This window comes from Planotetraspora thailandica (assembly GCF_016863335.1).
In the GTDB taxonomy this organism is placed as follows: domain Bacteria; phylum Actinomycetota; class Actinomycetes; order Streptosporangiales; family Streptosporangiaceae; genus Planotetraspora; species Planotetraspora thailandica.
Window position 1 is genome coordinate 38,299 of the sequence record NZ_BOOR01000010.1, and the last position, 21,712, is coordinate 60,010.

At 69.9% G+C, this 21,712-nt stretch carries 17 protein-coding genes and 1 pseudogene; 9 read left to right on the plus strand and 9 right to left on the minus strand.

Going from position 1 to position 21,712, the window contains the following annotated elements; all coding sequences use genetic code 11:
- Positions 1-386 precede the first annotated feature (386 nt).
- Genes Pth03_RS09190 through Pth03_RS09200 form a run of 3 tightly spaced genes read left to right on the plus strand, consistent with a single transcriptional unit; the run spans position 387 to position 3,567 of the window.
- Complete coding sequence (locus tag Pth03_RS09190) at positions 387-1,958, plus strand: MFS transporter (protein ID WP_203943741.1); 1,572 nt, start codon at positions 387-389, stop codon at positions 1,956-1,958.
- Entirely contained in the window at positions 1,955-2,284 is a 330-nt protein-coding gene (locus Pth03_RS09195; RefSeq protein WP_203943742.1) for a YciI family protein, read from the plus strand. Before Pth03_RS09190 ends, Pth03_RS09195 begins: the two co-directional genes overlap by 4 nt.
- Positions 2,281-3,567 carry an RNA polymerase sigma factor gene (locus Pth03_RS09200; protein ID WP_203943743.1) on the plus strand — a complete coding sequence of 429 codons (1,287 nt, stop codon included), beginning with the start codon at positions 2,281-2,283 and terminating at the stop codon, positions 3,565-3,567. The genes Pth03_RS09195 and Pth03_RS09200 overlap by 4 nt, the downstream gene beginning before the upstream one ends.
- 212 nt (positions 3,568-3,779) lie before the next feature.
- Here Pth03_RS09200 and Pth03_RS09205 read toward each other — a convergent pair whose 3' ends face one another.
- From Pth03_RS09205 to Pth03_RS09240, 8 genes are all read right to left on the minus strand, one after another.
- Positions 3,780-4,505 (minus strand): alpha/beta fold hydrolase, encoded by a 726-nt coding sequence (locus Pth03_RS09205; protein ID WP_203943744.1) that lies wholly within the window; start codon positions 4,503-4,505, stop codon positions 3,780-3,782.
- Positions 4,502-4,696, minus strand: coding sequence for a hypothetical protein (locus Pth03_RS09210; protein WP_203943745.1), 195 nt, complete (start codon positions 4,694-4,696; stop codon positions 4,502-4,504). Before Pth03_RS09210 ends, Pth03_RS09205 begins: the two co-directional genes overlap by 4 nt.
- Positions 4,697-4,769: 73 nt before the next feature.
- Positions 4,770-5,573 (minus strand): alpha/beta fold hydrolase, encoded by an 804-nt coding sequence (locus Pth03_RS09215; RefSeq protein ID WP_239118879.1) that lies wholly within the window; start codon positions 5,571-5,573, stop codon positions 4,770-4,772.
- A 14-nt stretch (positions 5,574-5,587) separates the two neighbouring features.
- Positions 5,588-5,875, minus strand: coding sequence for a hypothetical protein (locus Pth03_RS09220; protein ID WP_203943746.1), 288 nt, complete (start codon positions 5,873-5,875; stop codon positions 5,588-5,590).
- A 71-nt stretch (positions 5,876-5,946) separates the two neighbouring features.
- Positions 5,947-8,709: a helix-turn-helix transcriptional regulator gene (locus tag Pth03_RS09225; protein ID WP_203943747.1), complete on the minus strand. Its 2,763-nt coding sequence runs from the start codon at positions 8,707-8,709 to the stop codon at positions 5,947-5,949.
- A 213-nt stretch (positions 8,710-8,922) separates the two neighbouring features.
- On the minus strand, positions 8,923-9,603 hold the full coding sequence (locus Pth03_RS09230; RefSeq protein ID WP_203943748.1) for an alpha/beta fold hydrolase: 681 nt from the start codon (positions 9,601-9,603) through the stop codon (positions 8,923-8,925).
- Between the two features lie 111 nt (positions 9,604-9,714).
- A complete protein-coding gene (locus Pth03_RS09235) occupies positions 9,715-12,000 on the minus strand; it encodes a helix-turn-helix domain-containing protein (protein WP_203943749.1) in 2,286 nt (761 codons plus the stop codon).
- 144 nt (positions 12,001-12,144) lie between these two features.
- Positions 12,145-14,958, minus strand: coding sequence for a helix-turn-helix transcriptional regulator (locus Pth03_RS09240; RefSeq protein WP_203943750.1), 2,814 nt, complete (start codon positions 14,956-14,958; stop codon positions 12,145-12,147).
- A gap of 196 nt (positions 14,959-15,154) precedes the next feature.
- On the opposite strand from Pth03_RS09240, the gene Pth03_RS09245 reads away from it, so the two are divergent.
- From Pth03_RS09245 to Pth03_RS41340, 6 genes and pseudogenes are all read left to right on the plus strand, one after another.
- On the plus strand, positions 15,155-15,952 hold the full coding sequence (locus Pth03_RS09245; RefSeq protein ID WP_203943751.1) for an alpha/beta hydrolase: 798 nt from the start codon (positions 15,155-15,157) through the stop codon (positions 15,950-15,952).
- A gap of 31 nt (positions 15,953-15,983) precedes the next feature.
- A complete protein-coding gene (locus Pth03_RS09250) occupies positions 15,984-16,772 on the plus strand; it encodes an SDR family NAD(P)-dependent oxidoreductase (RefSeq protein WP_203943752.1) in 789 nt (262 codons plus the stop codon).
- 38 nt (positions 16,773-16,810) lie between these two features.
- Positions 16,811-17,806, plus strand: a complete 996-nt coding sequence (locus tag Pth03_RS09255; RefSeq protein ID WP_203943753.1) for an alpha/beta fold hydrolase — start codon at positions 16,811-16,813, stop codon at positions 17,804-17,806.
- A gap of 344 nt (positions 17,807-18,150) precedes the next feature.
- Positions 18,151-19,494 carry an FAD-binding oxidoreductase gene (locus tag Pth03_RS09260; protein WP_239118880.1) on the plus strand — a complete coding sequence of 448 codons (1,344 nt, stop codon included), beginning with the start codon at positions 18,151-18,153 and terminating at the stop codon, positions 19,492-19,494.
- Positions 19,495-19,863: 369 nt separating this feature from the next.
- A pseudogene (locus tag Pth03_RS41335) lies at positions 19,864-20,160 on the plus strand (IS5/IS1182 family transposase); the annotation flags it as partial.
- A gap of 119 nt (positions 20,161-20,279) precedes the next feature.
- A complete protein-coding gene (locus Pth03_RS41340) occupies positions 20,280-20,516 on the plus strand; it encodes a site-specific integrase (protein ID WP_275413062.1) in 237 nt (78 codons plus the stop codon).
- Positions 20,517-21,076: 560 nt separating this feature from the next.
- Here the strand turns inward: Pth03_RS41340 and Pth03_RS09270 are convergent.
- Positions 21,077-21,592: a cupin domain-containing protein gene (locus Pth03_RS09270; RefSeq protein WP_203943755.1), complete on the minus strand. Its 516-nt coding sequence runs from the start codon at positions 21,590-21,592 to the stop codon at positions 21,077-21,079.
- Positions 21,593-21,712: the final 120 nt, after the last annotated feature.

A 21,712-nucleotide genomic window follows, 5' to 3' on the forward strand; every position in this document is an offset into this window, starting at 1 on the left:
CGGGTCGCTCGAGGGGATCGCATCCGGCCTTGAGGCCGCGATCGCTGAACCGTTCATGGATCCACCATCGCCGACCGCCCTGATACCGGGCCGTTGCCGTCCTGACGCGCCGCTGACACGACACCCCCATGGTCGACGGCAAGCGCGAGGGCTGGTCAGATTGGGTCACCCGGCACCGCGGCATCGCGACCTGCCGCGCGGAGAAAAACGGCGAATCCCGCAACGTCTCTTAACGGTCGGGCCTTTCCAAGCTCGCCGTGAGGCAGGTCACACCGGGATCTTCTCGAAGCAGTTGTCGATTCCGTGGCACTCGCGCGACGAACTCATGAGGCATGAGTGCCGCCGCCCGCCGGTGCCCGGCGCGGATGGCGGGAGAGGAGTCGACGATGAGCAGTCATGAGGGTCCCGCGCCGCGGGCCGGTATGCGGGAGTGGATCGGGCTGGCCGTGCTGGCCCTGCCCACCCTGCTGGTATCCCTGGACATGTTCGTGGTGCTGCTGGCCCTGCCGCACATCAGCCGGGGCCTGCACGCCAACAGCGTCCAACAGCTGTGGATCATTGATGTGTACGGCTTCATGGTGGCCGGGTTCATGATCACTATGGGCACCCTGGGCGACCGGATCGGCCGGCGTCGGCTGCTACTTGCTGGTGCCGCCGTGTTCGGCGTGGCCTCCATAGCTGCCGCCTGGTCTGCCAGCGCGCCGATGCTGATCGCCGTCCGGGCGCTGCTGGGCGTCGCCGGTGCCGCGCTCACCCCGTCGACCTTGTCACTGATCACCCACATGTTCCGGGACCCCCGGCAGAAGGCGAGCGCCATCGGGGTCTGGGCGGGATGTTTCACGGTGGGTGCGATCATCGGCCCCATCGTGGGCGGGGTGATGCTGGAGCGCTTCTGGTGGGGGTCGGTCTTCCTGCTGGGAGTACCGGCCATGGTGCTGCTGCTGGTCGTCGGACCGGTGCTGCTGCCGGAGTACCGGGACGAGGCCGCCGGTCGGCTGGACCTGCCCAGCGTCGTGTTGTCCCTCGCCGCCGTGCTGCCCGCCGTCCAGGGCCTGAAGTCGTTGGCGGGGGACGGCTGGCGGGTCACTCCTGCCCTGCTGGTGGTGGTCGGGTTCGCGGTCGGCGTGGTGTTCGTCCGGCGGCAGCGTCGGCTCGCCGACCCGCTGCTGGACCTGCGGCTGTTCGCCGGCCGTACGTTCAGCGCCACGCTGGGCAGCATGCTCGTGTACTCGATGCTCTCCGGCGGCACCATGGCCCTTGTGGCGCAGTACTTCCAGCTCGTCGACGGCCTGTCCCCGCTGCGCGCCGGCCTTGCGCTGGCACCAGGCATGGCGGCGTCCGTGGTCGGGTTCCAGATCGCGCCGCTGCTGGCCCGCCGGATCCGGCCTGCGCATCTGATCGCCGGCGGCGTCCTGGTCACGGCCGCCGGGCTGCTTGTGATGACCCGGTCCGGTACGTCAGGTCCCATCGTGCTGATCCTCGGCTTCCTGATCAGCTGCCTCGGTACCGCTCCCCTGGTCACGCTGGGCACCAACCTGATCATCGGCGCCGCGCCGCCAGAACGGGCCGGCTCGGCCGCGGCGATGGGGCAGACCGGCGGCGACTTCGGATATGCGCTGGGCGTCGCGGTACTCGGCAGCGTCATGACCGCCGTGTACCGTGCCCGGATCCCGGCCGATGCCCCCGCGGCGGCCCGGGACGGCATCACCGGCGCGATCCAGGCGGCGCACCAGCTGCCCGGGCAGGCCGGCGCGGCCCTGGTGTCCGCCGCGGACCGGGCGTTCGCGGCCGGGCTGCACACGGTGGCTGCGCTCAGCGCCGCGATCCTGGTCGGTGTGGCGATACTGCTCGCTACCACCCTGCGGCACCTGCCGCCGCTCGGGCGCCCGCAACCCGACCCCACGTCGGCCCAGACGGCGCCCGTGGAAACCGTCCACTCAGGAAAGGAACTGCCATGACCCAGTACGCGATCCTGCTTTACACACCGGCACCGGCGGATATGGCCGACATGCCGGTCGAGGAGCAGGAGGCCCACATGCGGCACGCCGCGGAGGCAGAGGACCTCGGCGGACATGTGGTCACCGGGTTCGCGCTGCAACCCAGCACCACCGCCACATCAGTGCGCGCAGACACGGTCACCGACGGGCCGTTCATCGAAGCCAAGGAGGTCATCGCGGGGTTCTACATCCTCGAAGCGCAGGACCTGGACCACGCCCTGCAGATCGCCAAGCGGAACCCGGCCACCTGGCGCGGCGGCGTCGAGATCCGTCCGCTGCTGGGATGACGGACAGAGCGGCAGAGGTACGCGAAGCCGTCGCCGAAGCGCACCGAGCCCAGTGGGCGCTGGTGCTCTCGGCGACGGTCCGTCTTGCCCGCGACCTGGACCTGGCCGAGGAGTGCGTGCAGGAGGCGTACGCCCAAGCGCTGGCCGCCTGGGCCCGGGACGGTATCCCGGACAACCCGGCCGCCTGGCTGGTCACCACGGCCAAGCGCCGGGCCCTGGACGCGATCCGCCGGGAGCAGGTGTTCCGGGCGAAACTGCCGCAGCTCCTGGTACCCGACGAGGCCGGAGCGCCGGACGCGGCCGGCGGCCACCCGCCCGCCCCCGACTTCATCGACGATCCGGCCGACTACATCCCGGACGACCGGCTGCGCCTGGTGTTCACCTGCTGCCACCCGGCGCTGGCCCGGGATGCCCAGGTGGCGCTCACCCTCCGGCTGGTCTGCGGGGTCGGTACCGGCGACATAGCCCAGGCGTCCCTCGTCTCCGAGGCGACGATGGCGGCCCGGGTCACCCGGGCCAAGAAGAAAATCACGGCGGCGCGCATCCCGTTCCGGGTACCCCAGGGCCGGGACCTGCCCGAGCGGCTGGACGCCGTGCTGTCGGTCATCCACCTGCTCTACACGACCGGGCATACTGCGCCCTCCGGCGATCAGCTGCTGCGCGCCGACCTGGCGGACCGGGCGCTGCACCTGAGCCGGATGCTCCACGCGCTGATGCCCGATGAGCCGGAAGTATCCGGGCTGCTCGCACTGCTGCTGCTCACCGACGCCCGGCGGGCCACCCGTACCGACGCCCAGGGCCGACTGCTGCGCCTGGCGGAGCAGGACCGTACCCGCTGGGACCGGACGGCGATCACGGAAGGGCGAAACCTCATCCTGCGCGGCATGCGGCTGGGCCGGCCCGGCCGGTATCTTCTGCAGGCCGCGATCGCTGCCCTGCACGCGGATGCGCCCAGATACGAAGACACCGACTGGCCCCAGATCGTCAGCCTCTACGACCGGCTGCGGCAGGTCTGGCCGTCCCCGGTGGTCGCACTGAACCGGGCCGTGGCGCTGGCCATGGCCGCCGGCCCGGGTACCGGACTGCGTGAAGTGGAGGCCCTGGAGAGCGACCCGCGCCTGGCCGGGTACCACTACCTTCCCGCGATCAAGGCGGACCTGCTGCACCGTCTCGGCCGGCACGCCGAGGCCGCCACCGCCTACCGGGCGGCCCTAGACCTCACCGACAACGCCGCGGAACGGAAATACCTGGCCGGCCGGCTCCGGGAAGTGACCGGGCCGTAGTCAAGGACAAGTCCCGGACCGTCTTGTGCGTCCCTCAGCCGCTTCCTCGGCCACGAGGTGGCGAACGCCCGCGGTGGTCATCTGCAGGTGCGATCAGCTATCGGCAACGCGGTCTCACATCGACACGCTGAAGCTTGCGCGGGCCGCCAGAGCGAGCAGCCGTGGTCGGGCAGCTTCTCATTCGCCGCGTGCCCGACCACGCCTGCCTTCGTTCAGCCCTGTACGTGGCCGACGGCGTCGAGGACGGCGGCGGCGACAGCGTCCGGCTGGGACGCCCCGATGGCGTGAGAGGCGCCCGCGATCTCGCGGGTTCCACGCGAGCCGGCGCGTTCGCCCATGAACCTCAGCGCCTCGGCCGGGATGTTGAGGTCGCGATCACCGTGGACGAACCAGGACGGCTTGGTACGCCAGCCCGGCTCGCTCACCGTCAGCTCGTCGGTCAGCGCCTGTTCGGTGACCGGGCGCTGGGTCGCCGCCATCAGGGCGGCCTCATCGGCGTCGAGATCGGCGCAGAACTGGTGGTGGAACCTGTCCTCGGCGATCCGGAACTCGTTGCCGCCGGAGGAGACCGGGTAGGCGACCAGCGCGCCACCCAGGCTGCTGCCCTCGAACTTGCCAGACAGCACCAGCGCGCTCTCTCCGAGCTCGGGTGCGAAGGCGGCGACGTACACGAGGGCCTGCACGGCGTCGTTGCCGGCCGCCGCCTGGCTGATCACCATGCCGCCATAGGAGTGGCCGACCAGGACGACCGGCCGTCCGATGCCGGCGATCACGTCGCGCACGTAGGCGGCGTCGCCCGCCACGCTCCGCAACGGGTTGGCCGCCGCGACGGCGGTCAGCCCGCGGCCGTGCAGACGCTGGATGACGCGGTTCCAGCTCGCCGACTCGGCGAAGGCGCCGTGGACGAGGACGACGACGGGCTGTTCTGTGGTGGTCATGAGTTCGCCTTTCCAGAGATCAGGGCGGCCTCGAGTACCTCGATGGCCTGGGCGACGGCGGCGCCTGCCGCCGCGGTCGAGCGGACGGGGTTGAGCATCATGAAGTCGTGCAGCGTGCTGTAGCGGACGCTGGTGGTGGGCACCCCTGCCGCGGTCGGCTTGCGGGCGTAGGCCTCGCCCTCGTCGCGCAAGCACGTCGTTTTCGTCAACGACGACGAACGCGGGGGACGCGGCCCCGCCCCTGGGGCGGGGCCGCGTGCGGGTTCAGCGGACGGACTTGGCGGCGGCGACGATGACGTCCACCACGGCCTGCGGCCGGGACAACATCGACAGGTGCGACGCGGCGACCTTGGTGATGTGGCTGTGCGCCCGGTTCGCCATGGTGACCTGCAGCGACGGCGGCAGGATGCCGTCCTTCGTGCCTACCAGGTACCAGCTCGGCAGCGTCTTCCAGGCGGGCGGCCCGGACGGCTCCTGCAGCGCGCTCAGCGCGATCGGGCGCTGCTCGGCGGCCAGCCGGGCGGCCGTGGCGGCGGGCAGATCACCGGCGAACGCCTGCGGGAACACCGACTGCTTGATGTAGAGGTCGACGTCTCCGGCCGGCGCCCCAGGGTAGGCCACGACGTCGAACAGCGCGCTCGGGTCGCCGCCACCCTGCAGCCCGAGGACCGTCTCGCCCTCGTCGGGCGCGAACGCGTTGACGTAGACGAGCGCCTTCACGTCGGGGTCGGTGCCGGCCGCGTTGGTCACGACCGCGCCGCCGTAGGAGTGGCCGACCAGGACGACCGGGCCGCTGGTCCGCTGGGCGAGGAACGCCGACAGGTACGCGGCGTCGCTGCGGAGCCCGCGCAGGGGGTTGGGCGCGGCGAGCACGGTGTACCCAAGCCGTTGCAGCCGGCCGGTCACGTCCGACCAGCTCGACGCGTCGGCCCAGGCGCCGTGCACGAGAACGATGGTCGGCTTCGGGCGATCGGGACGGCTGGCGGCCGATGCCGGGGCGCCGAGCGCGAACAGGGCGAGGACGGCCAGCGCGATCATCACACCGCGCCGGCGGAGGGGGTTCATCATGATGGATCCAGCTCTCAGTCGAGGAGGGCGAGCAGGTGCCGGGTGAGTTCGGCCGGATGTTCTTCGAGATCCAGTGGCCGGAGTCCGCGATCACGTCGCCTTGACCGGTCGTCCTCATGGAACCGCGCCGGGGCGGGCCGCCGAATCAGGGAAACACCCCAGTGTGTCCACAGGCCGGGGATCAGCCGGCGGGGCCGTCCTTGAACAGCTCGCGCAGCTGCCGCCGGGAGGTGAGCCGCAGCGAGCACGGCACGGGCCACCTCGAGCGGCGTGGTGCCGACCGTGTGCTCCAGCGCGACCATGGCGGTCTCCATCGCCTCCCGGAGCATCACCCGGGTCCCGATCGAGGAACGTGCGGGGGCGTTCAGGCTGGTCAGGACGCATCTTGGAGGAGCGGAGCGAGTTTGCGGCGGGAGGTGATGTCGAGTTTTCGGAAGATCTTGTTGAGGTGGTATTCGATGGTCGAGGTGCTGAGGAACAGGCGGGCGGCGATTTCGCTGTTGGTGGCTCCGGAAGCGGCGAGGGTCGCGATCTGCTTTTCGCGGGGAGTCAGGGCATTGGCGTTGGGGGCGGTTCGTTTGCGGGGGTGTTCGCCGGTCGCCGACAGTTCGGCTCGGGCTCGTTCGGCGAACGCCGCGGCGCCCATTCCTGTGAACATCTCGTAGGCCGTTCGCAGCTCCAGGCGTGCGTCGCTGCGGCGCTTGCGCCGCAGGAGCCACTCGCCGAACAGGAGGTGGCTTCGCGCGAGTTCGGTCGTGATCCGCGTGTGGCCGAGCAGCTCGATCGACTCGCGGTAGAGCCGCTCGGCGTGCTCGTCGTCGACCATCAGCGCCCTGCAGCGGGCGAGCAGGCCGCGGCCCCAGGCGGTGTCAGCGGCCAGGGCACGCTCCTCCAGACGGGTGAGGGCCGCCTTCGCGGCGACGTGGTCGCCGCTCCGTACTCCTGCCTCGACGATCTCGTGCAACGATCTGGTGCCGGTGCCCGGCCTGTCGGCCTCGAATGACGGAAGGACGCAGGCCAGCGCTTCGGCGTAGCGGCCGAGGCTCAGCTCCAGCACCGCCAGGCTGTTCCTGGCGAAGTCGACGAGACCGACGGTCGAGCCGGTCCGCGCGGCGTCCGCCAGCGCCCGTGTCTCGGCCTCTCTACCGCTCCATGCCAGTAGCTCGATCCGTTGGATGTCTCCGGAGGACGACTGTCCGATCATGCTGGAGAGATCAGCGAGCTCGTCCTGAAGCGCGCCCGCCGCTGAGAACCGGCCCGCGCGCAGCTCCCACATGGATCCGACCATGAGTGTGGTCCGCAGAGCGCCCAGCGCTCCGTTCTCGCGATCGAAGGCTTCGAGCCGCTTCCACGCCCGCCATCCTCCCTCGTCGTCCCACACGTCTTCGGACGCGAACATGGCCACGACCGCCAGCGGCAGGCCGTCCTGGGCGAGGCTTCCGTCCGTGTGCAGGGCTTCCAGCGCGCCGCGCAGCAACGGCACGGCGGGCCGGTGGCCGACGGCGATGCGTGTGGCGTAGGCGTTGAGCAGCAGGTCGGAGAAGGTCGGTTCCCTTGACTCCATCGCAGGTGACGCCAGCACCGCGCGAGCGAGACCCTGCGGGGTGACTCCGACGGAGCGGTCGTATGTGATCAGAGCCACCTGGAGTGCTTCGAACATCATTTTCCGCGCCAGACGGGGATCCAGGTCGGCGATCGACTCGGCAGCGTCCAGGAGAATCGCGGGGGTGGCGGCGACCCGGCCGAGGTACAGCTCGGCGGTCGCCCTGATCTGCCGCGCACGGGCGCGCAGCACGGGACGGTCCAGGCCGAGCTCGGCACGGCCGAGTATCTTCCGCGCCGCGACCGGATCCCCGACCACGACGTAGGCGTGTGCGGCCGCGACGAGCCGCGCGGCCTGATCGCGGGCATCGGGAGTGAGCTCCGCTGCGCGGGACAGGAAGGCGGCCTGTTCCGCGTGGCCGCCGCGGGAACGTGCGTGCTCCGAGGCTCTTTCGAGCTCCGCCGCGACCTCTTCGTCGAGGCCGATCGTGGCATGCGCGCGATGCCACGATCGGCGGTCCCGGTCGCGATCCGGATCGCTCACGGCGGCGAGGGCGGCGTGGACGCTGCGCCGCTCGACCGCGTCGGCGCCCCGGTAGACGGCGGAGCGGATCAACGGGTGCCGGAAGTCCAGGGAGCCGTGGTGGGTGAGAACGCCCGCGGACAGCGCGGCGTCCGCCGCGCTCGCGGCGATCCCCAGGTGAGCGGCGGCCCGCCAGAGCAGCGACTGGTCTCCGGGCGGCGCGGCGGCGACCGCGAGGAGCAGGGTCCGGGTGTCCGCGGGGAGGGCCTGGATCTGCTGCAGGAAATGCGTTTCGAGGAGCCGGCCGACCGGGAGAGGGTTGGGCAAGGGGGCGCGGCCCGACAGCTGCTCAGCGGTGAGCGTGCGGGCGAGCTCGATCAACGCCAGCGGGTTGCCGCCGGTGCCGGTGACGATCTTCGCGGCCACCGCGTCGTCGAGACGTCCGGCGACGCTCGTCGACAGCAGCCTCCCGGCATCGCCATCGGGCAGCCCGGACACCGTCATGACGGGTAGCCCGTCGAAGAGGGCCGAACCGTCAGAGCGCGGGCGGGTGGCGAACAGGAGCCCCACGGCTTCGGCATGGAGGCGGCGAGCGACGAACGCCAGGGCTTCGGCCGATTCCCGGTCCAGCCACTGCACGTCTTCCACCACGCACAGCAGGGGCTGGACCGAGGCGGCATCGGCGAGAAGCGTGAGAGCCGCCATGCCGACGAGGTACCGGTCGGCCGCGACTCCGGCCACCTGGCCGAACGCCGAGCGCAACGCGTCGCGCTGCGGGGTGGGAAGGCTCTCGATATGAGGCGACCAGGGGCGCAGCAGGCGGTGCAGCGCGGCGAAGCCGAGATGCGCCTCGGACTCCACACCGACGATCCTGACGACGCGGACATCCGGACAGCCCGTCGCGGCCTGATCAAGGAGCCGGGTCTTGCCGGTCCCGGGTTCGCCGACCAGTACCAGCACGCCACTCAGCCCTTCCTGGACGCCGGCCACAAGGCCGGCCAGGACGTGTTGTTCCTCGATGCGGCCGATGAGCGGCCGGTCGCGGGCGCCGACCGGCAGGCCCCTGCTCATGCGCCTACTCCCTTGCGGTCTGAGCGGACACCACTAGCGAGGATCTGGCCCCGCAACTCGGCGTCCCGCCCCACGAGGTCCACGACGATGCTCACTTCGTACCCCCCGTTCACGCCTCGACCGGGTGCTCGGCGATCGTCGGCCGGGCCGTGACGGCGCGGTCGGACAAGCCCTCCGCGAGAAGCGCGAGCACGTCGTGCGTGACGGCCGTCATCAGACGGCTGCCTGGCGGATGAGCTCGGCGACCACGGCGGGCTGTGAGACGTAGACGGCGTGGCTGCCGATCGCGTCGACGACGAACGATCCGGCGCGCTCGGCCATGACGCGCTGGGCCGCCGGCGGGATCATGCGGTCCTCGGTGGCGACGAGGTACCAGCTGGGCCTGTGCCGCCAGGCCGGCTCGTTGACCGCCCCGGCGAGGGCGTCCACGCCCCAGGGGACCTGCGCGTCGGCCATGAACGCGGCCAGTTGTGCGGGCAGATCTGCGGCGAACGAGCCGTGGAACCTGTCACGGTCGAGATAGAGGAAGCCGTCGCGCGGGGGCAGGATCGGCGCCACCGGCGCCCCGGGCGGCGGGTCGGCGATGAGGGTGCCGACCGACTCGCCCTTGTCAGGGGCGAACGCGGCGATGTACGCGAGCGCCGCCGCGTTGGGGTGGGTGCCGGCCTCGCTGATGACGGCCCCGCCGTAGGAGTGGCCGACCAAGACGGCCGGGCCGTCGAGCACGTCGAGCACCCGGCGGGTCGCGGCGACGTCACCGTCGAGCGACAACGTCGGGTTCTGCACGATCCGGACGTGGAAACCGTCCGTGGTGAGCTCGTCGTAGACGCCCTGCCAACCGGATCCGTCCACGAAGGCGCCGTGCACGAGCACGACGTTCTTGATTGTCGTCATGGTCGCTCCTGACGTGGATGGACGGACAGGCTTGACGCCTGTCCTGTGCGTTCAATCCAAGTCGCGCGGAAGGAACCAGACCATGCACAACAGCAGGAAGAAGTTCCACACTCAACCGGCTTTCGGCGGCTGAGGAGAAGCGGCCGCAAGGTCGCGGCAGCGGCTGCTCGCCTCGGCGTCGTCGATGGCCTCGTACACCTCGGCCGCCCGCGCGTAGGCATGGCGGCTCTCGCCGGTCCGGCCCTCGTCGGCCAGCAGGGCCGCCAGTGTCTCCAGGGAGCGTGCCTGCGGGACGGGCAGCTGAGCCTGCTCCATGAGGCCGATCGCCTCGGTGAGCTTGGTGATCGCTTCGGCCCGGTGGCCGAGCGATCCCAGACATTCGCCGACGCGGGCAAGCACGATCGGCCGGAGGAACGCCGCGACGCTCGGCGTCATCCCCGAGCGGTCGTCGTTCAGCAGTGCCAACAGAGCGAGGTACTGCTCCAGCGCCTCGGTGTGGCGTCCCGCGTCGCGCAGACAGGTGCCGAGGGCGCCGAGACAGTGGCAGTACCGATCCATGTCGCCGTTGGCCTTGTGGATCTGCGCCGCCTGGGTTTCCGCCGCGATGGCCTCATCGATCCGCCCGAGCCGTCGGAGCGCGCCTCCCGCGTGGTGGTGGGCCAAGGCGATCTGCACCGTGGCACCACTGCGGGTCGCCAGGTCTATCGCCTGGGCTGTGTAGCGCAGTGTGGTCTCCAGGTCCTCTCGCGGCACCAGATGGACCCAGGCCAGCATGTTCAGTTGTTTGGCCTGCCGGGCGGGATCTCCCAGAACATCGGCGGCCTCGGCACCGAGGGTGAACACCTCGTACCAGTGCGGCGCGTGCATCCACTGATCGGAGAACCAGTTCATTGACTCGGCGCAGTCGAGGACGGCGGCGAACCGGCCGATGCTCGCCATGTGGCGTAACGCGCCCAGCCAGTTGTCCACGTTCACGCGCAGCCAGTGGTCGGCCTCCTCGGGGGAGGACAGGTGGGCGAGGTCGGGATCAGGCCGGTCGGGACGGCCGTATGCGGGCTCGAACCACCGCCCGGCAGTGGTGGCCATCCGCAGCAGCCACGACGTCACCGTCTCGATCAGAGCATCGCGCTCGGTCGCGGTGTCCTCCGCCTGAAGCCTGTCGCGGGCGAACAGCCGGACCAGGTCGTGGAAGCGGTACCGGCCCGACGCGCCGTCCTGCAGCAGACCGAGGTCGACGAGCTCGTCGAGGGCGTCCCAGGCATCCTCGGCCGAAATCCCGCCGGCGACCGCGGCCAGAGCGGCGTCGAAGTCCCGGCCCGGCACCAGGGCGAGCCGGCGGAAGACGCGCCGTGCGGACACCGCGAGCTGCTCGTACGACATCCCGAACGCCTTGGCGATCTTGAGGTCACCGGCACTGAGCTGCTCAAGCCGGCGTTCCTCGTTCGCCAGCCGGGCGACGAGCTCGGCGGCGCTCCAGCCGGGACGGCTGACCAGCCGGTTCCCGATGATCCGCAACGCGAGAGGCAGCCCGCCGCACAGCTGCGCGAGCTGCGTCAGCGCCGGTTCACCGTCCGATGCGGAGCGGTCGCCCACAATCCCGGCCAGCAGTTCGGTGGCCTCGGCCACGGGCAGGGGTCCCAGGCTGAGCCTGCGCACCCCCTCCAGACCGGCCAGCAGCCGGCGGCTGGTGATCAGGACCCTGCCGTGGCTGCCGCTGGGCAGCAGTGGCCGGATCTGCTCCTCGGAGGCGGCGTTGTCGAGCACGACCAGAACGCGCTTCCCCTCAAGCAACGACCGGTACAAGGAGGCACGCTCAGGAACGTCATTGGGGATTTCGTGATCCGCGACGCCGAGCGCACGAAGCAGCAGCGCCAGAGCCTCCCCGGCGGCGACAGGGTGCGGGGACATGCCGAACAGATCAAGGAAGAACACCCCGTCCGGAAACTCGGACCGCAGGGCATGGGCGGCGCGAACGGCGAACGTGGTCTTTCCCAGACCGGCGGGACCGGTGATCAGCCCGACGCCGGCCGCACCCGGCGAGGCGCCCGCGCGCACCAGATCGTTCGTCCAGGCCAGCTCGGCGGCCCGGCCGGTGAAGTCGCCGACGGATCGGGGCAGCGCGCACAGCCCGGTCGGGCGGGTCCAGTGATCCCGCAGGCGGCCGTCCCGCGCCAGCTCGATGAGCTGCTTGCGGGCGCTCTCATCGAGAGCGAGTGCGTCCGCGAGGGCGGTGACGGTTCGGTGCTGGGGTCCTCTGCTGCGTCCCCGCTCCATGTTGGACAGGCTTCGGGCACTGACCCCCGAGGCTTCGGAGAGCTGTTCCAACGTGAGACGCGCCGCGTGCCGATGGCGGCGCAGCACCTCCGCGAAGCTGAGTGGATCGGTGATGGGGACCACTCCCTTCCCCGTTGCGGTCTGAGCGGACACCACTCGCGAAACCGCTGAGGCGGTGATCTCCTCTATCAAGAGAAGCACCGATGCCCGACCGGGACACTAGGGACGGTCCCTAATCGTCGGTCCCAGGGTCGGGCCGGGCAAGGCTCACGAAGAGCGAAGGGCTTCGGCGAGCTGGCGGCGGGAGGAGATGCCGAGCTTGGCGTAGATATGGGACAGGTGGTATTCGACCGTCTTCTGGCTGACGTAGAGCTCCGCCGCGGCTTCCTGGTTCGTCCGTCCGCTCGCGATGATGTGCGCCACCGAGAGCTCGCGTTCCGTCAGCGCCGACAGCCGGCTGGGATCCCGTTCGAAGGCCGTGAGCCCGCTCGCGGACAGATCGGCCTCGCACCGCCGGACGAACGGCACGGCGCGCAGCGTGCTGAAACGGCCGTGAGCCTTGTGGAGCCACGCTGCCGCATCTCGTCGCGACGTGGAACCGGTGGCCAGGAGAAGCCTTCCGTAGGCGTGTTCCACGATGGCCCGGTAGAGGGGCGCGGTGTCGGTGTCCGTGTCGGCGGCGACGGCCTGCTCATAGATCGCGAGGGCGTCGTACGGACGGCCCTGGGCTTCGGCGAGCTGACCGCCCAGTCTGGCGATGACGACCCCGAGGTAGCCGTTGCCGTCGTAGGCCGCCCGCAGTTCACGCAGTGCCACCGCTGCGGCGTCCACCCGTCCGGTGCCGGTCAGCGCCTCGATGAGCAGCGACTGCTGCCACAGCCAGAAGGGCTTGTACAGCAGGCGGAATCCGCCGTTTTCGGCCGTCCCGTCGAGCAGCGGCCGGAGCGAGCGCAGCATGGCCGTGTAGTCGGCCTGGGCCTGGGCCACGGTCGCCGCCGCCAGGGACGAGTAGACGATCTCGCCTGCCGCGTCGAGGGACTGCGCGATCCGCGCCAGGTCGTCGAGGTGTCGCCGTACGATGTCCCACTCGCCCCGGCCGGCCTTGACGCAGACGGCCGCGAAACCGGCCGGTGCCTCGCCCACCAGCTGGTCCTGTGATGCCGCGACGTCCAGGGCCCGCTCCGCGGTGGATTCGCTCTCGTCCCAGTCGCCGGCGAGGTAGTGGACAACGGACAGAAGGGAGAGCGTCAGGGGGCCGAACTTGGATCCGGCTCCCTGCTGGTCACGTTGCGCCACGATCTGGAGATCGGCGCGCGCCGCGGAGAGCTCGCCCAGGAACAGACGCATGACGCCGCGAGTCGCCAGCGTGTCGAGATTGTCGTTGCGCACCGTGGTGCCCTGGACCGGCAGATGCGCGAGGTCCTGCAATGCCGCGCGCGGACCTTCGTGCCAGAGCCGGCCGGTCGCCAGGGCCGCGCGGGTGAAGTCGGTCGTGGCCGGGTCGAGATCGCCTATCGTCAGGGTGCGACGGGCGATCTCCACCGTCTCGGCGCCCCGACCGCGCCAGAGCGTGATGTTGGCCAGGAAGGTGCCGGCCAGTACGGCGACCCAGCCGGGCTTCGGGAGCGACAGGGCCTCCTGCCATGCCTGGGTGAGGTGCGCCTCGGCGGTGGCGAACCGGCCCGCCATCATGTCCAGGGTCCCCAGGACGCAGCTGCGCAGCGGCCCCGGCGAGCAGTCCTCCACCTGCTGCCGCAGGTTCGCAGACCAGCCGGGCTGCATGGTGAGCAGCGACTGGGCACAGGCGGTGAGCAGCCGTCGTTCGCGATCCGCGCGGTCGACCGACAGAGAAGAGGCCCACAGGAGGCGGGTGGCGGCCACGGCGTTGCGTCCGCTCGCCGCCTCCTCCATTCCGGAGCGGTCGAGCTCGTCGGAGAGCCGGGCGTCGGTCGTCACGGCCGCCGCGACCCGATGGGCCCAGCTGGCGGCCGTACCCACGAGCGCAGCCGCACCGGCGTGCAGGAAGCGACGCCGTTCGGGGGTTAGCGCCTCATAGATCGTGTCGCGCTGGAGCGCGTGCACCAGGACGACGGGGCTCTGAGGTTCCTTGGGCCACCACAGCGCGAGCCCGGCGGCCAGAGCGGGCCCGAGCGCGCGCGCCGGGTCCGGGAGGTCGGCGAGCCGACCGGCCGTCGACAGCGGAACCTGCGCGTCCAGCACCGCCATCGCCTCCAGCAGGTCGCGGGACTCCTGCGGGAGATGGTCCAGTTGCGCCCTGATCCCGACCTGAAGCGATCGCGGGACGGGCCAGCGCTCCAGCACGCCGTCTCGCAGCACGTCGGCGGGAATCTCCGCCAGCACCGTCCGGACGTACAGCGGGTGCCCCCGGGTGTAGGCGTACAGCCGGTCGGCCAGGCCCGGCGCCAATCGGCCTACGATCAGGGCCTGCGCCAGCTGCGCGATCTCGCCGCCGCCGAGCCCGCCCAGATCGACCTTCACCGTCCGCTCCGACGACCGCAGCAGCCTCTCCAGCGTTTCGCCGGACGCCTCCGCCTCCGGCCGGGTCACCAGAATCGTCAGGACCCGGTCCGCCCAGAGACGGCGCAGAACGAAGCCCAGCGCCTGGACCGACAGCCGGTCCGCCCACTGGACGTCGTCCACGATCACGGCGACGGGGTTCCCGGACTCCTGCAACGCACCCAGCAGGAGCAGCAACTGCCCGCCGACCACGTGCGGATTCGTTCCCGCGGGGGGACTCTCGGCCAGCAAGGGGAACTGTTCCAGCACCGCTCGGCCCACATGCCGGGTCAGCTGTCCGATCACGCCGTAGGGCAGGTCGGCCTCCGATGGGTCGCCGATCGCCCGGAGGACCCTGAAGTCGTCCAGTGACGCGGCGAACCGGCGCACGAGGGCGCTCTTGCCGATCCCGGCCTCACCCTCGATGACGGCCAGCCAGGAGTCCCCTGCCCTGACCTTGCCCGCACAGTACCGAAGGCGGTCGAACTCACGCGTACGGCCGACGAACAACTCGTCCACCGCATCAGGGTCCACGTGCCCGAAGCCCCCAGTACCAGTCGTCACGGAACGCCCCTCTTGTCACCTCCGACACGAGCATTCCGTCGGAAACCGGACGAAAGATCTCATGTGCTCCGAAGTTAGGAAACCACACCGCCTGTGGCAAGCACCGCGGGGGACTGTGGTCTTTCCCTGATACGAAGCCTCCGGTGCCGGTGTTCTCCTGATGCGACAGACAAGGACCCGCACCTGGAAGGGCACCATGACGACACCGATCCCCGTCATCTTCATCCACGGCCTTTGGCTGCACGCCACATCGTGGACCCCCTGGATCGAGATGTTCGGCGACGCGGGCTACGCGCCGTCCGCCCCCGGCTGGCCGGGTGACCCCGATACCGTGGCCGAGGCACGCGAGAACCCCGAAAGCATCGCCGACCACGGCATCGACGACGTCGTGGAACACTTCGCCGGGATCATTCGCACCCTGGACACCCCGCCGATCCTCGTCGGCCACTCCTTCGGCGGAATGATCGCGCAGAAGCTGCTCGGACAGGACCTGGCCCGCGCCGCCGTCGCGATCGACGCCGCGCAGATCAAGGGCGTCCTGCCGCTCCCGCTGTCCGCGCTGCGCGCCACGCTGCCGGTGTTCAAGAACCCCGCCAACAAGCACCGTGCGGTCTCGCTGACCGCCGAGCAGTTCCGGTTCGCGTTCGGCAACGCCATCTCCGAGGCCGAGTCGGACACGCTGTATGAGACGTGGACGATCCCCGCACCTGGCAAGCCGCTGTTCGAGGCGGCCGCCGCCAACTTCAACCCGCACTCACCGGCCAAGGTCGACACCGCCAACCAGGGACGCGGCCCGCTGCTGCTGATGACCGGCGGCAAGGACCACACCGTCCCGGAGACCGTCGTCCGCGCGACGCTCAAGCAGTACCGGCACTCCGACGCCGTCACCGACATCACCGCGTTCCCCGACCGGGGCCACTCGCTGACCATCGACTCAGGCTGGCGCGACGTCGCCGACACCACGCTGACATGGCTGCGCAAGCAGTCCCTGTAGGACCGTCCGCACGCTCTGGAGGGGATTCGACATGGATCTCGGACTGACCGGCAAAACCGTGATCGTCACCGGCGCAGGCCGGGGCATCGGCCTGGCCGTCACCCGTGCGTTCGTCCGCGAGGGCGCGGCCGTCGTCACCGGCTCGAGGGATGTCTCAGCAGAGCTGAAGGAGATGGCAGACGCGGGGAACGTGCATCCCGTCGCCGTCGATCTGCGCGATCCGCAGGGGCCGAGCACGCTCGTGGAAGCGGCGGTGTCGGCCTTCGGCGGTCTGGACGTCCTGGTCAACAATGTCGGCGCGGTCCATCCGCGAACCGGAGGGTTTCGCTCGATCACCGACGAAGACTGGGACGCGACGCTGACGATCAACTTCCTGGCGGCCGTCCGCGCGACTCGCGCCGCGCTGCCCCACCTGGTGGAACGCGGCACGGGCAGCATCGTCACCGTCAGCTCGGTCAACGCGTTCCTGCCCGACCCGCTCGTGATCGACTACAGCGCCGCCAAGGCCGCGCTGTCCAACTTCTGCAAGGCGCTCTCCAAAGAGGTCGGGCCGTCGGGCGTCCGCGTCAACACCGTCAGCCCCGGGCCCGTCGCGACCGATCTGTGGCTGGGAGGCGACGGGGTCGCCTCAACCGTCGCGCGCGCCACGGGCGGCAGCGCGGAAGCCGTCGCGGAACAGGCCGCGGGCGATGCCGTCACGGGACGCTTCACCCGGCCCGAGGAAGTCGCCGACCTCGTCGTGTTCCTGGCCGGCGCCCGGGCCGGGAACGTCACCGGCGCCGACTTCACCATCGACGGCGGTCTCGTCAGCACGCTCTGACGTCGACCGCTCAATATCTCTTCACCCTGGAGCCATCGATGCGTCCTTCCCTTCGCCTGTCCAAACCGCGCGGTCTGGCGCTGCTCGCCGTGGCCGCGGCCGTCGGACTGGCATCCGTCGTCGTCACCGGGCCGGTGAGCGCCGCTTCGCCCACGTCCGCCCCCTCCGTGAAGGAGCAGATGCCCGCTGGATTCTCGGAACACAAGGTGCAGGCCGGCTCGGTCGGCATCGACTACGTGATCGGCGGCCACGGACCGACTCTGGTCCTGATCCACGGATACCCGCAGACCTGGTATGAGTGGCGGCACATCATGCCGGCCCTGGCCGAGCACTACACGGTCATCGCCCCCGACCTGCCCGGCGCCGGACGCAGCGACGCCCCGGCGGCCGGCTACGACAAGAAGACGATGGCCGCGGAACTGCACGCGCTGCTGGTGCGGCTCGGACGGGACAAGGATCTCCGCATCGTCGGGCACGACATCGGCACGATGGTCGCGTACTCCTATGCCGCCGCGCATCCGGCGGACGTACGGAAACTGGTGCTCAGCGAGGCACCGATCCCCGACCCCAGCATCTACTCCTTCGCGTCACTGACCGCGGACGGTCCCGGCGCGTGGCACTTCGGCTTCTTCGCACTCGCCAACGGTCTGCCCGAAGACCTCATCACTGGCCGCGAGACCGCGTGGACCGGCAAATTCATCGAGAATCTCGAGGTCCAGAAGGGCGCCGTCACTTCGGACGATGTCTCGGTCTTCGCCGGCTACCTGCGGGACAAGGCGCACCTCGAAGCGAGCCTCGCGTGGTTCCGTACGCTGCCGCAGGACATGGCGGACAACGCCGTCTACCGCAAGCACAAGCTCACCATGCCGGTGCTCGCGATCGGCGCTTCCGGGAGCCTCGGCTCCTTCGTGCCCGACCAGGTGAAGCGGTACGCGAAGAACGTCACCGGCTTCGTCGTCCCCGATTCCGGCCACTGGATCTACGAAGAACATCCCGACGAGATGACCCAGCGCCTGCTCACCTTCCTCAAGTAACCGCCGATCGCCATGGTTCCTCCCCCTCGGAGGAACCGCCATGGATCTTCAACGGCCCGGCCACCCTCGTCGAGGCCGGAACCGCGGTGGCCTGCTGGACATCTGCAAAGCGCTGTCGAAAGAGGTCGGTCCGCGCGGCGTGCGGGTCCACCACGGTCAGCCCTGGGCCCGTGGAGACCGATCTGTGGCTGGACACCGGCGGGGTGGCCGAAACCGTTGCGATGCACCCTTTTGCCCAATTTGCCCACTGAGAGCCGGGCTCGATGGTCCAGCAGTCCGGTACCACTCTGAAAGGCCATTTTCTTATGAGTACACAATTGTCCATTGGCGACCTTCGAGCGGCCGTGACCGGTCCCGTCCTCCTACCGGAGGATGAGGGCTACGTGGAGGAGCTTCGCACTTACAACCTGACCGTGGTGCACACGCCGTCCGTCGTGGTCGGCGCCGAGAACGCGGCCGACGTGCAGGCCGCGGTGAAGTTCGCCGCGGCTCATGACCTGCCGGTCGCGGTGCTGGGCGCGGGTCACGGCAGCTCGGTGTCGTCGGCGGGCTCGGTCCTGATCACGACGCGGCGCCTCACCGGGCTGGCGATCGACGAGGGTGCTCGCACGGCCCGGGTCGAGGCGGGCGTCCGCTGGGCCGACTTCATCGAGCAGGCAAGCAAGGTCGGTCTGGCGGGTCTGAACGGTTCGTCGCCGACGGTGACAGTCGTCTCCTACACCCTGGGCGGAGGTCTGGGGCCGTTCGGCCGCAAACACGGGTACGCCGCCGACCACGTCACCGCTTTGGAGGTCGTGACCGCGGACGGCCAGTTGCGGCGCGTCACCGCGGAATCCGAGCCCGACCTGTTCTGGGCGCTGCGCGGTGGTAAAGGCAACTTCGGGGTCGTGGTGGCGATCGAGTTCGACCTGTTCCCGATCCGCAGCTTCTACGGCGGCGGCATCTTCTTCCCGGGCGAGCTATCCGGGAAGGTGCTGCACCTGTTCCGCGAGTGGGCGGCCGACGTGCCGGAGGAGATGTCAGGCTCAGTCGGGTTGTTGCACCTGCCTCCGTTGCCGTTCGTGCCGGAACCGCTGCGCGACCGGCTGGTGGCCCATCTGCGGATCACGTACCTCGGAGACCCGGCGGAAGGCGAACGGCTGGTCGCGCCGTTCCGGGCACTGGGCGAGCCGATCATCGACGCGGTCGGCGAGATGCCGTACTCGGCGGTCGCGGCGGTACACAACGACCCGGTTGACCCGCTGCCGTTGTTCGAGCATGGTGCCCTCCTGAGCGAGTTGCCGGCGGAGGCGGTGGACGAATTCCTTCGGCTGGCCGGCCCGGACGCGGCCTCGCCGCTGGTCCTGGCCGAGATCCGTCACATGGGCGGTGCGCTGGCCCGGCCGCCGGCGGTGCCGAACGCGGTCGGCAACCGCGACGCGACGCTCTTCAACATCTTCCTCGTGGCGGCGGGCGGCCCGCCCGACGCCGAGGCCCTGCACGGCTACGAGCAGACGCTGATCGACGCCCTGGCACCGTGGTCGACCGGCCGCCGGTATCTGAACTTCATGTTCGCGGGCGACGCGGAACCGCAGACCGCGGCGTTGGCCTGGTCGGAGGAGGCATATCCGCGGCTCCGCGAGATCAAGCGGCGGTACGACCCAGCGAACCTGTTCCGAATCAACCACAACATCCCGCCCACGAACTGACGAGAGCTGCGGATGTAAGGGGCGCGAATGCGGTGCCCGGAATCGAGCGACTCGTGCGGGTACGGAAGATGGTGCGGAGCCGCCTTGCCTACTCAAACGCGACCCACAGGGCGGTAGATGACCGTCAGGCCAGGTCACGTCCACCGGTGTACGCGGCCGTCCACGGCGATAGTCACCCAGGTAGTCCGTTCCGGGCTGAAAATCGGGATTAGTTGCCCGCCGACGTCGAGTGTCTTTGGTCCGTTGAGGCCGTCATTAGGGCCTGCATCGAAGTCCCCGTCCAGCCTGATGGTTGCGGACGTGTCGTAGATCGACAATGAGCGAGGTCTCCGGTAGGTGGTTAGTCGACCATGACAAACCGAACACTGGAGACCTCGTGGCCACCTGAGCGGTGGCGAGGCGGCGCTGGGGCGCTCGCGCGGCGGGCTGACCACCAAGGTGCACCTGGCCTGTGAGCAAGACCAGAAGCCGCTGTCTATCCTGCTGACCGCCGGTCAGCGCGGGGACAGTCCGCAGGCCAACCGCGCCTACCTGCGGCGACGCGGCATCAAAGCCACCATTCCGAGCAAGGCCGATCAGGACGCCAACCGCCGCGCCAAAGGGTCCACGGGTGGCCGGCCCCTGGCATTCGACCCTGAGGTCTACCAACAGCGCCACGCCGTCGAGCCCGGCGGTCCCCCTGCGCAACGACGGAGGCGCACCTGAGGCCTTCCACCACGATCGAGGCGGACCGGCCCTCGACAGTGGCGGCTCCGGGTGGAGCTGCCGTCACCTTCGCCCAAGCAGTGGAGGCCTTCCTCTCCCGTCCAGGCCTGAACGCCGAGACCGTCCGCTCCCACGGACAGACTCTGACGCGGTTGCGCCGTCACCTTGGCGACGACACCCCGTTGCCCAAGGTGACAGCCGCCCAGGTCGCCGAGGCCTTCGCCGCCGCGTGGGGCGAGGCGGCGTCCGCGACCTGGAACCGGCACCGTGCCGCCATCCGGTCCTTTTTCGCATGGGCGGCCCAGGAGCGCGGCTAGGTCGAAGGGGATCCGGCGGCAGGGCTGCATGTCCCCGGAAAGCAAAAGAGGCCCCGTAGGGCCTCTGAGCTGGGAAAATCCCTGGTGGCAGGTGCAAGGTTCGAACTTGCGTAGGCTGAGCCGACGGTTTTACAGATGCCGCATCGAGCTTCTCCACCGCCCGCAGCAACTCACCCTGGACAGTCTCCGCTTGTCCCCGACGTGGCACGTAGGTCGTCCAAACGTGACGGGCATCAGCAAAGTAGTTCGGGTCCATGCAGGCGACCGTACAACCCACGCCTCCGGCGGGGGCACTCCGGCTCCGGGGTGATCGTCAAGGGCCTGCTCATAGTCACTGGCCGTAGACGGCTGAGGTAGAGGAGAGGAATCTGCGGGCCGCACGAGACGCTCCCGGCTGATGCCAATGCAAGCGATCACTCGCGCCCGTCGGGAGAAAGAAAGAGCTGAAAGTGATGCCCGTCGCCGACGCTCGCGGCGGTGATCCGCCATCATCCGGCGGACGAGGTCCACGAGTGCCAAGGGCTCGGACCCAGACGCCCGCCTGTGCCCCGCGGGGACGTTCAGCCTTCAGGCAACGCCTCCAGGCCGTACTTCGCGAAGAGGTCGAGCATGTGCCCTTGGAAGCGTTCTGGGCCCCAGGTCGGGACCTGGACGCCCGGCTCCGGGTCGTCGCCGCCTTCCAAGAACAATCCCTCGGAGCCTCCAGGTGTGTAGAAGAACAGCATCCTGGCTGTGTGGAGTCCGACGTTCTTGAAGCGGTGGCGCACGCCGCGCGGGCAGTGGACTAGGTCACCGACCCCTGCGGTGAACGTCCTATCACCGTCCAGGAACTCGAGTTCTCCCGCAAGCAGGTAGAACGTCTCGTCCTGGTCGGCATGGGTGTGTGCTACCGGGCCGCCGCCTGGCGGAACGGAGGCTTCCACGACACCCAGCGATCCTCTCGTCTGCGCGGCCGTCAGCTTCACCGAATAGACGTCGCCGGAAAACCACTTGGTACGCCCGCCGTTGACGGGTACGTAGATGCCTCCGGGAGTGGTGGCAAGATCATCCGCTTCTGGGGAGATGTAAAACGTCATGTTCATCCTCTGTGAGTAATCGAAGGAACCGAGTGCTGCAGCAACGGCAGACCGGTGGCGGCCAGCGAAACCCGGACACGGCTCCCAAAACATCACTGGTTCAACGTGAGGCACATATGT

Excerpts from the sequence above, each read along its gene's own strand:
- Pth03_RS09250 (WP_203943752.1), top strand. The coding sequence starts at position 15,984 with ATGGATCTCGGACTGACCGGCAAAACCGTGATCGTCACCGGCGCAGGC.
- Pth03_RS09205 (WP_203943744.1), bottom strand. The coding sequence starts at position 4,505 with ATGACCACCACAGAACAGCCCGTCGTCGTCCTCGTCCACGGCGCCTTC.
- Pth03_RS09255 (WP_203943753.1), top strand. The coding sequence starts at position 16,811 with ATGCGTCCTTCCCTTCGCCTGTCCAAACCGCGCGGTCTGGCGCTGCTC.
- Pth03_RS09245 (WP_203943751.1), top strand. The coding sequence starts at position 15,155 with ATGACGACACCGATCCCCGTCATCTTCATCCACGGCCTTTGGCTGCAC.
- Pth03_RS09225 (WP_203943747.1), bottom strand. The coding sequence starts at position 8,709 with ATGAGCAGGGGCCTGCCGGTCGGCGCCCGCGACCGGCCGCTCATCGGC.
- Pth03_RS09230 (WP_203943748.1), bottom strand. The coding sequence starts at position 9,603 with ATGACGACAATCAAGAACGTCGTGCTCGTGCACGGCGCCTTCGTGGAC.
- Pth03_RS09190 (WP_203943741.1), top strand. The coding sequence starts at position 387 with ATGAGCAGTCATGAGGGTCCCGCGCCGCGGGCCGGTATGCGGGAGTGG.
- Pth03_RS09220 (WP_203943746.1), bottom strand. The coding sequence starts at position 5,875 with ATGGTCGCGCTGGAGCACACGGTCGGCACCACGCCGCTCGAGGTGGCC.
- Pth03_RS09200 (WP_203943743.1), top strand. The coding sequence starts at position 2,281 with ATGACGGACAGAGCGGCAGAGGTACGCGAAGCCGTCGCCGAAGCGCAC.
- Pth03_RS09270 (WP_203943755.1), bottom strand. The coding sequence starts at position 21,592 with ATGACGTTTTACATCTCCCCAGAAGCGGATGATCTTGCCACCACTCCC.
- Pth03_RS09195 (WP_203943742.1), top strand. The coding sequence starts at position 1,955 with ATGACCCAGTACGCGATCCTGCTTTACACACCGGCACCGGCGGATATG.
- Pth03_RS09215 (WP_239118879.1), bottom strand. The coding sequence starts at position 5,573 with ATGATGAACCCCCTCCGCCGGCGCGGTGTGATGATCGCGCTGGCCGTC.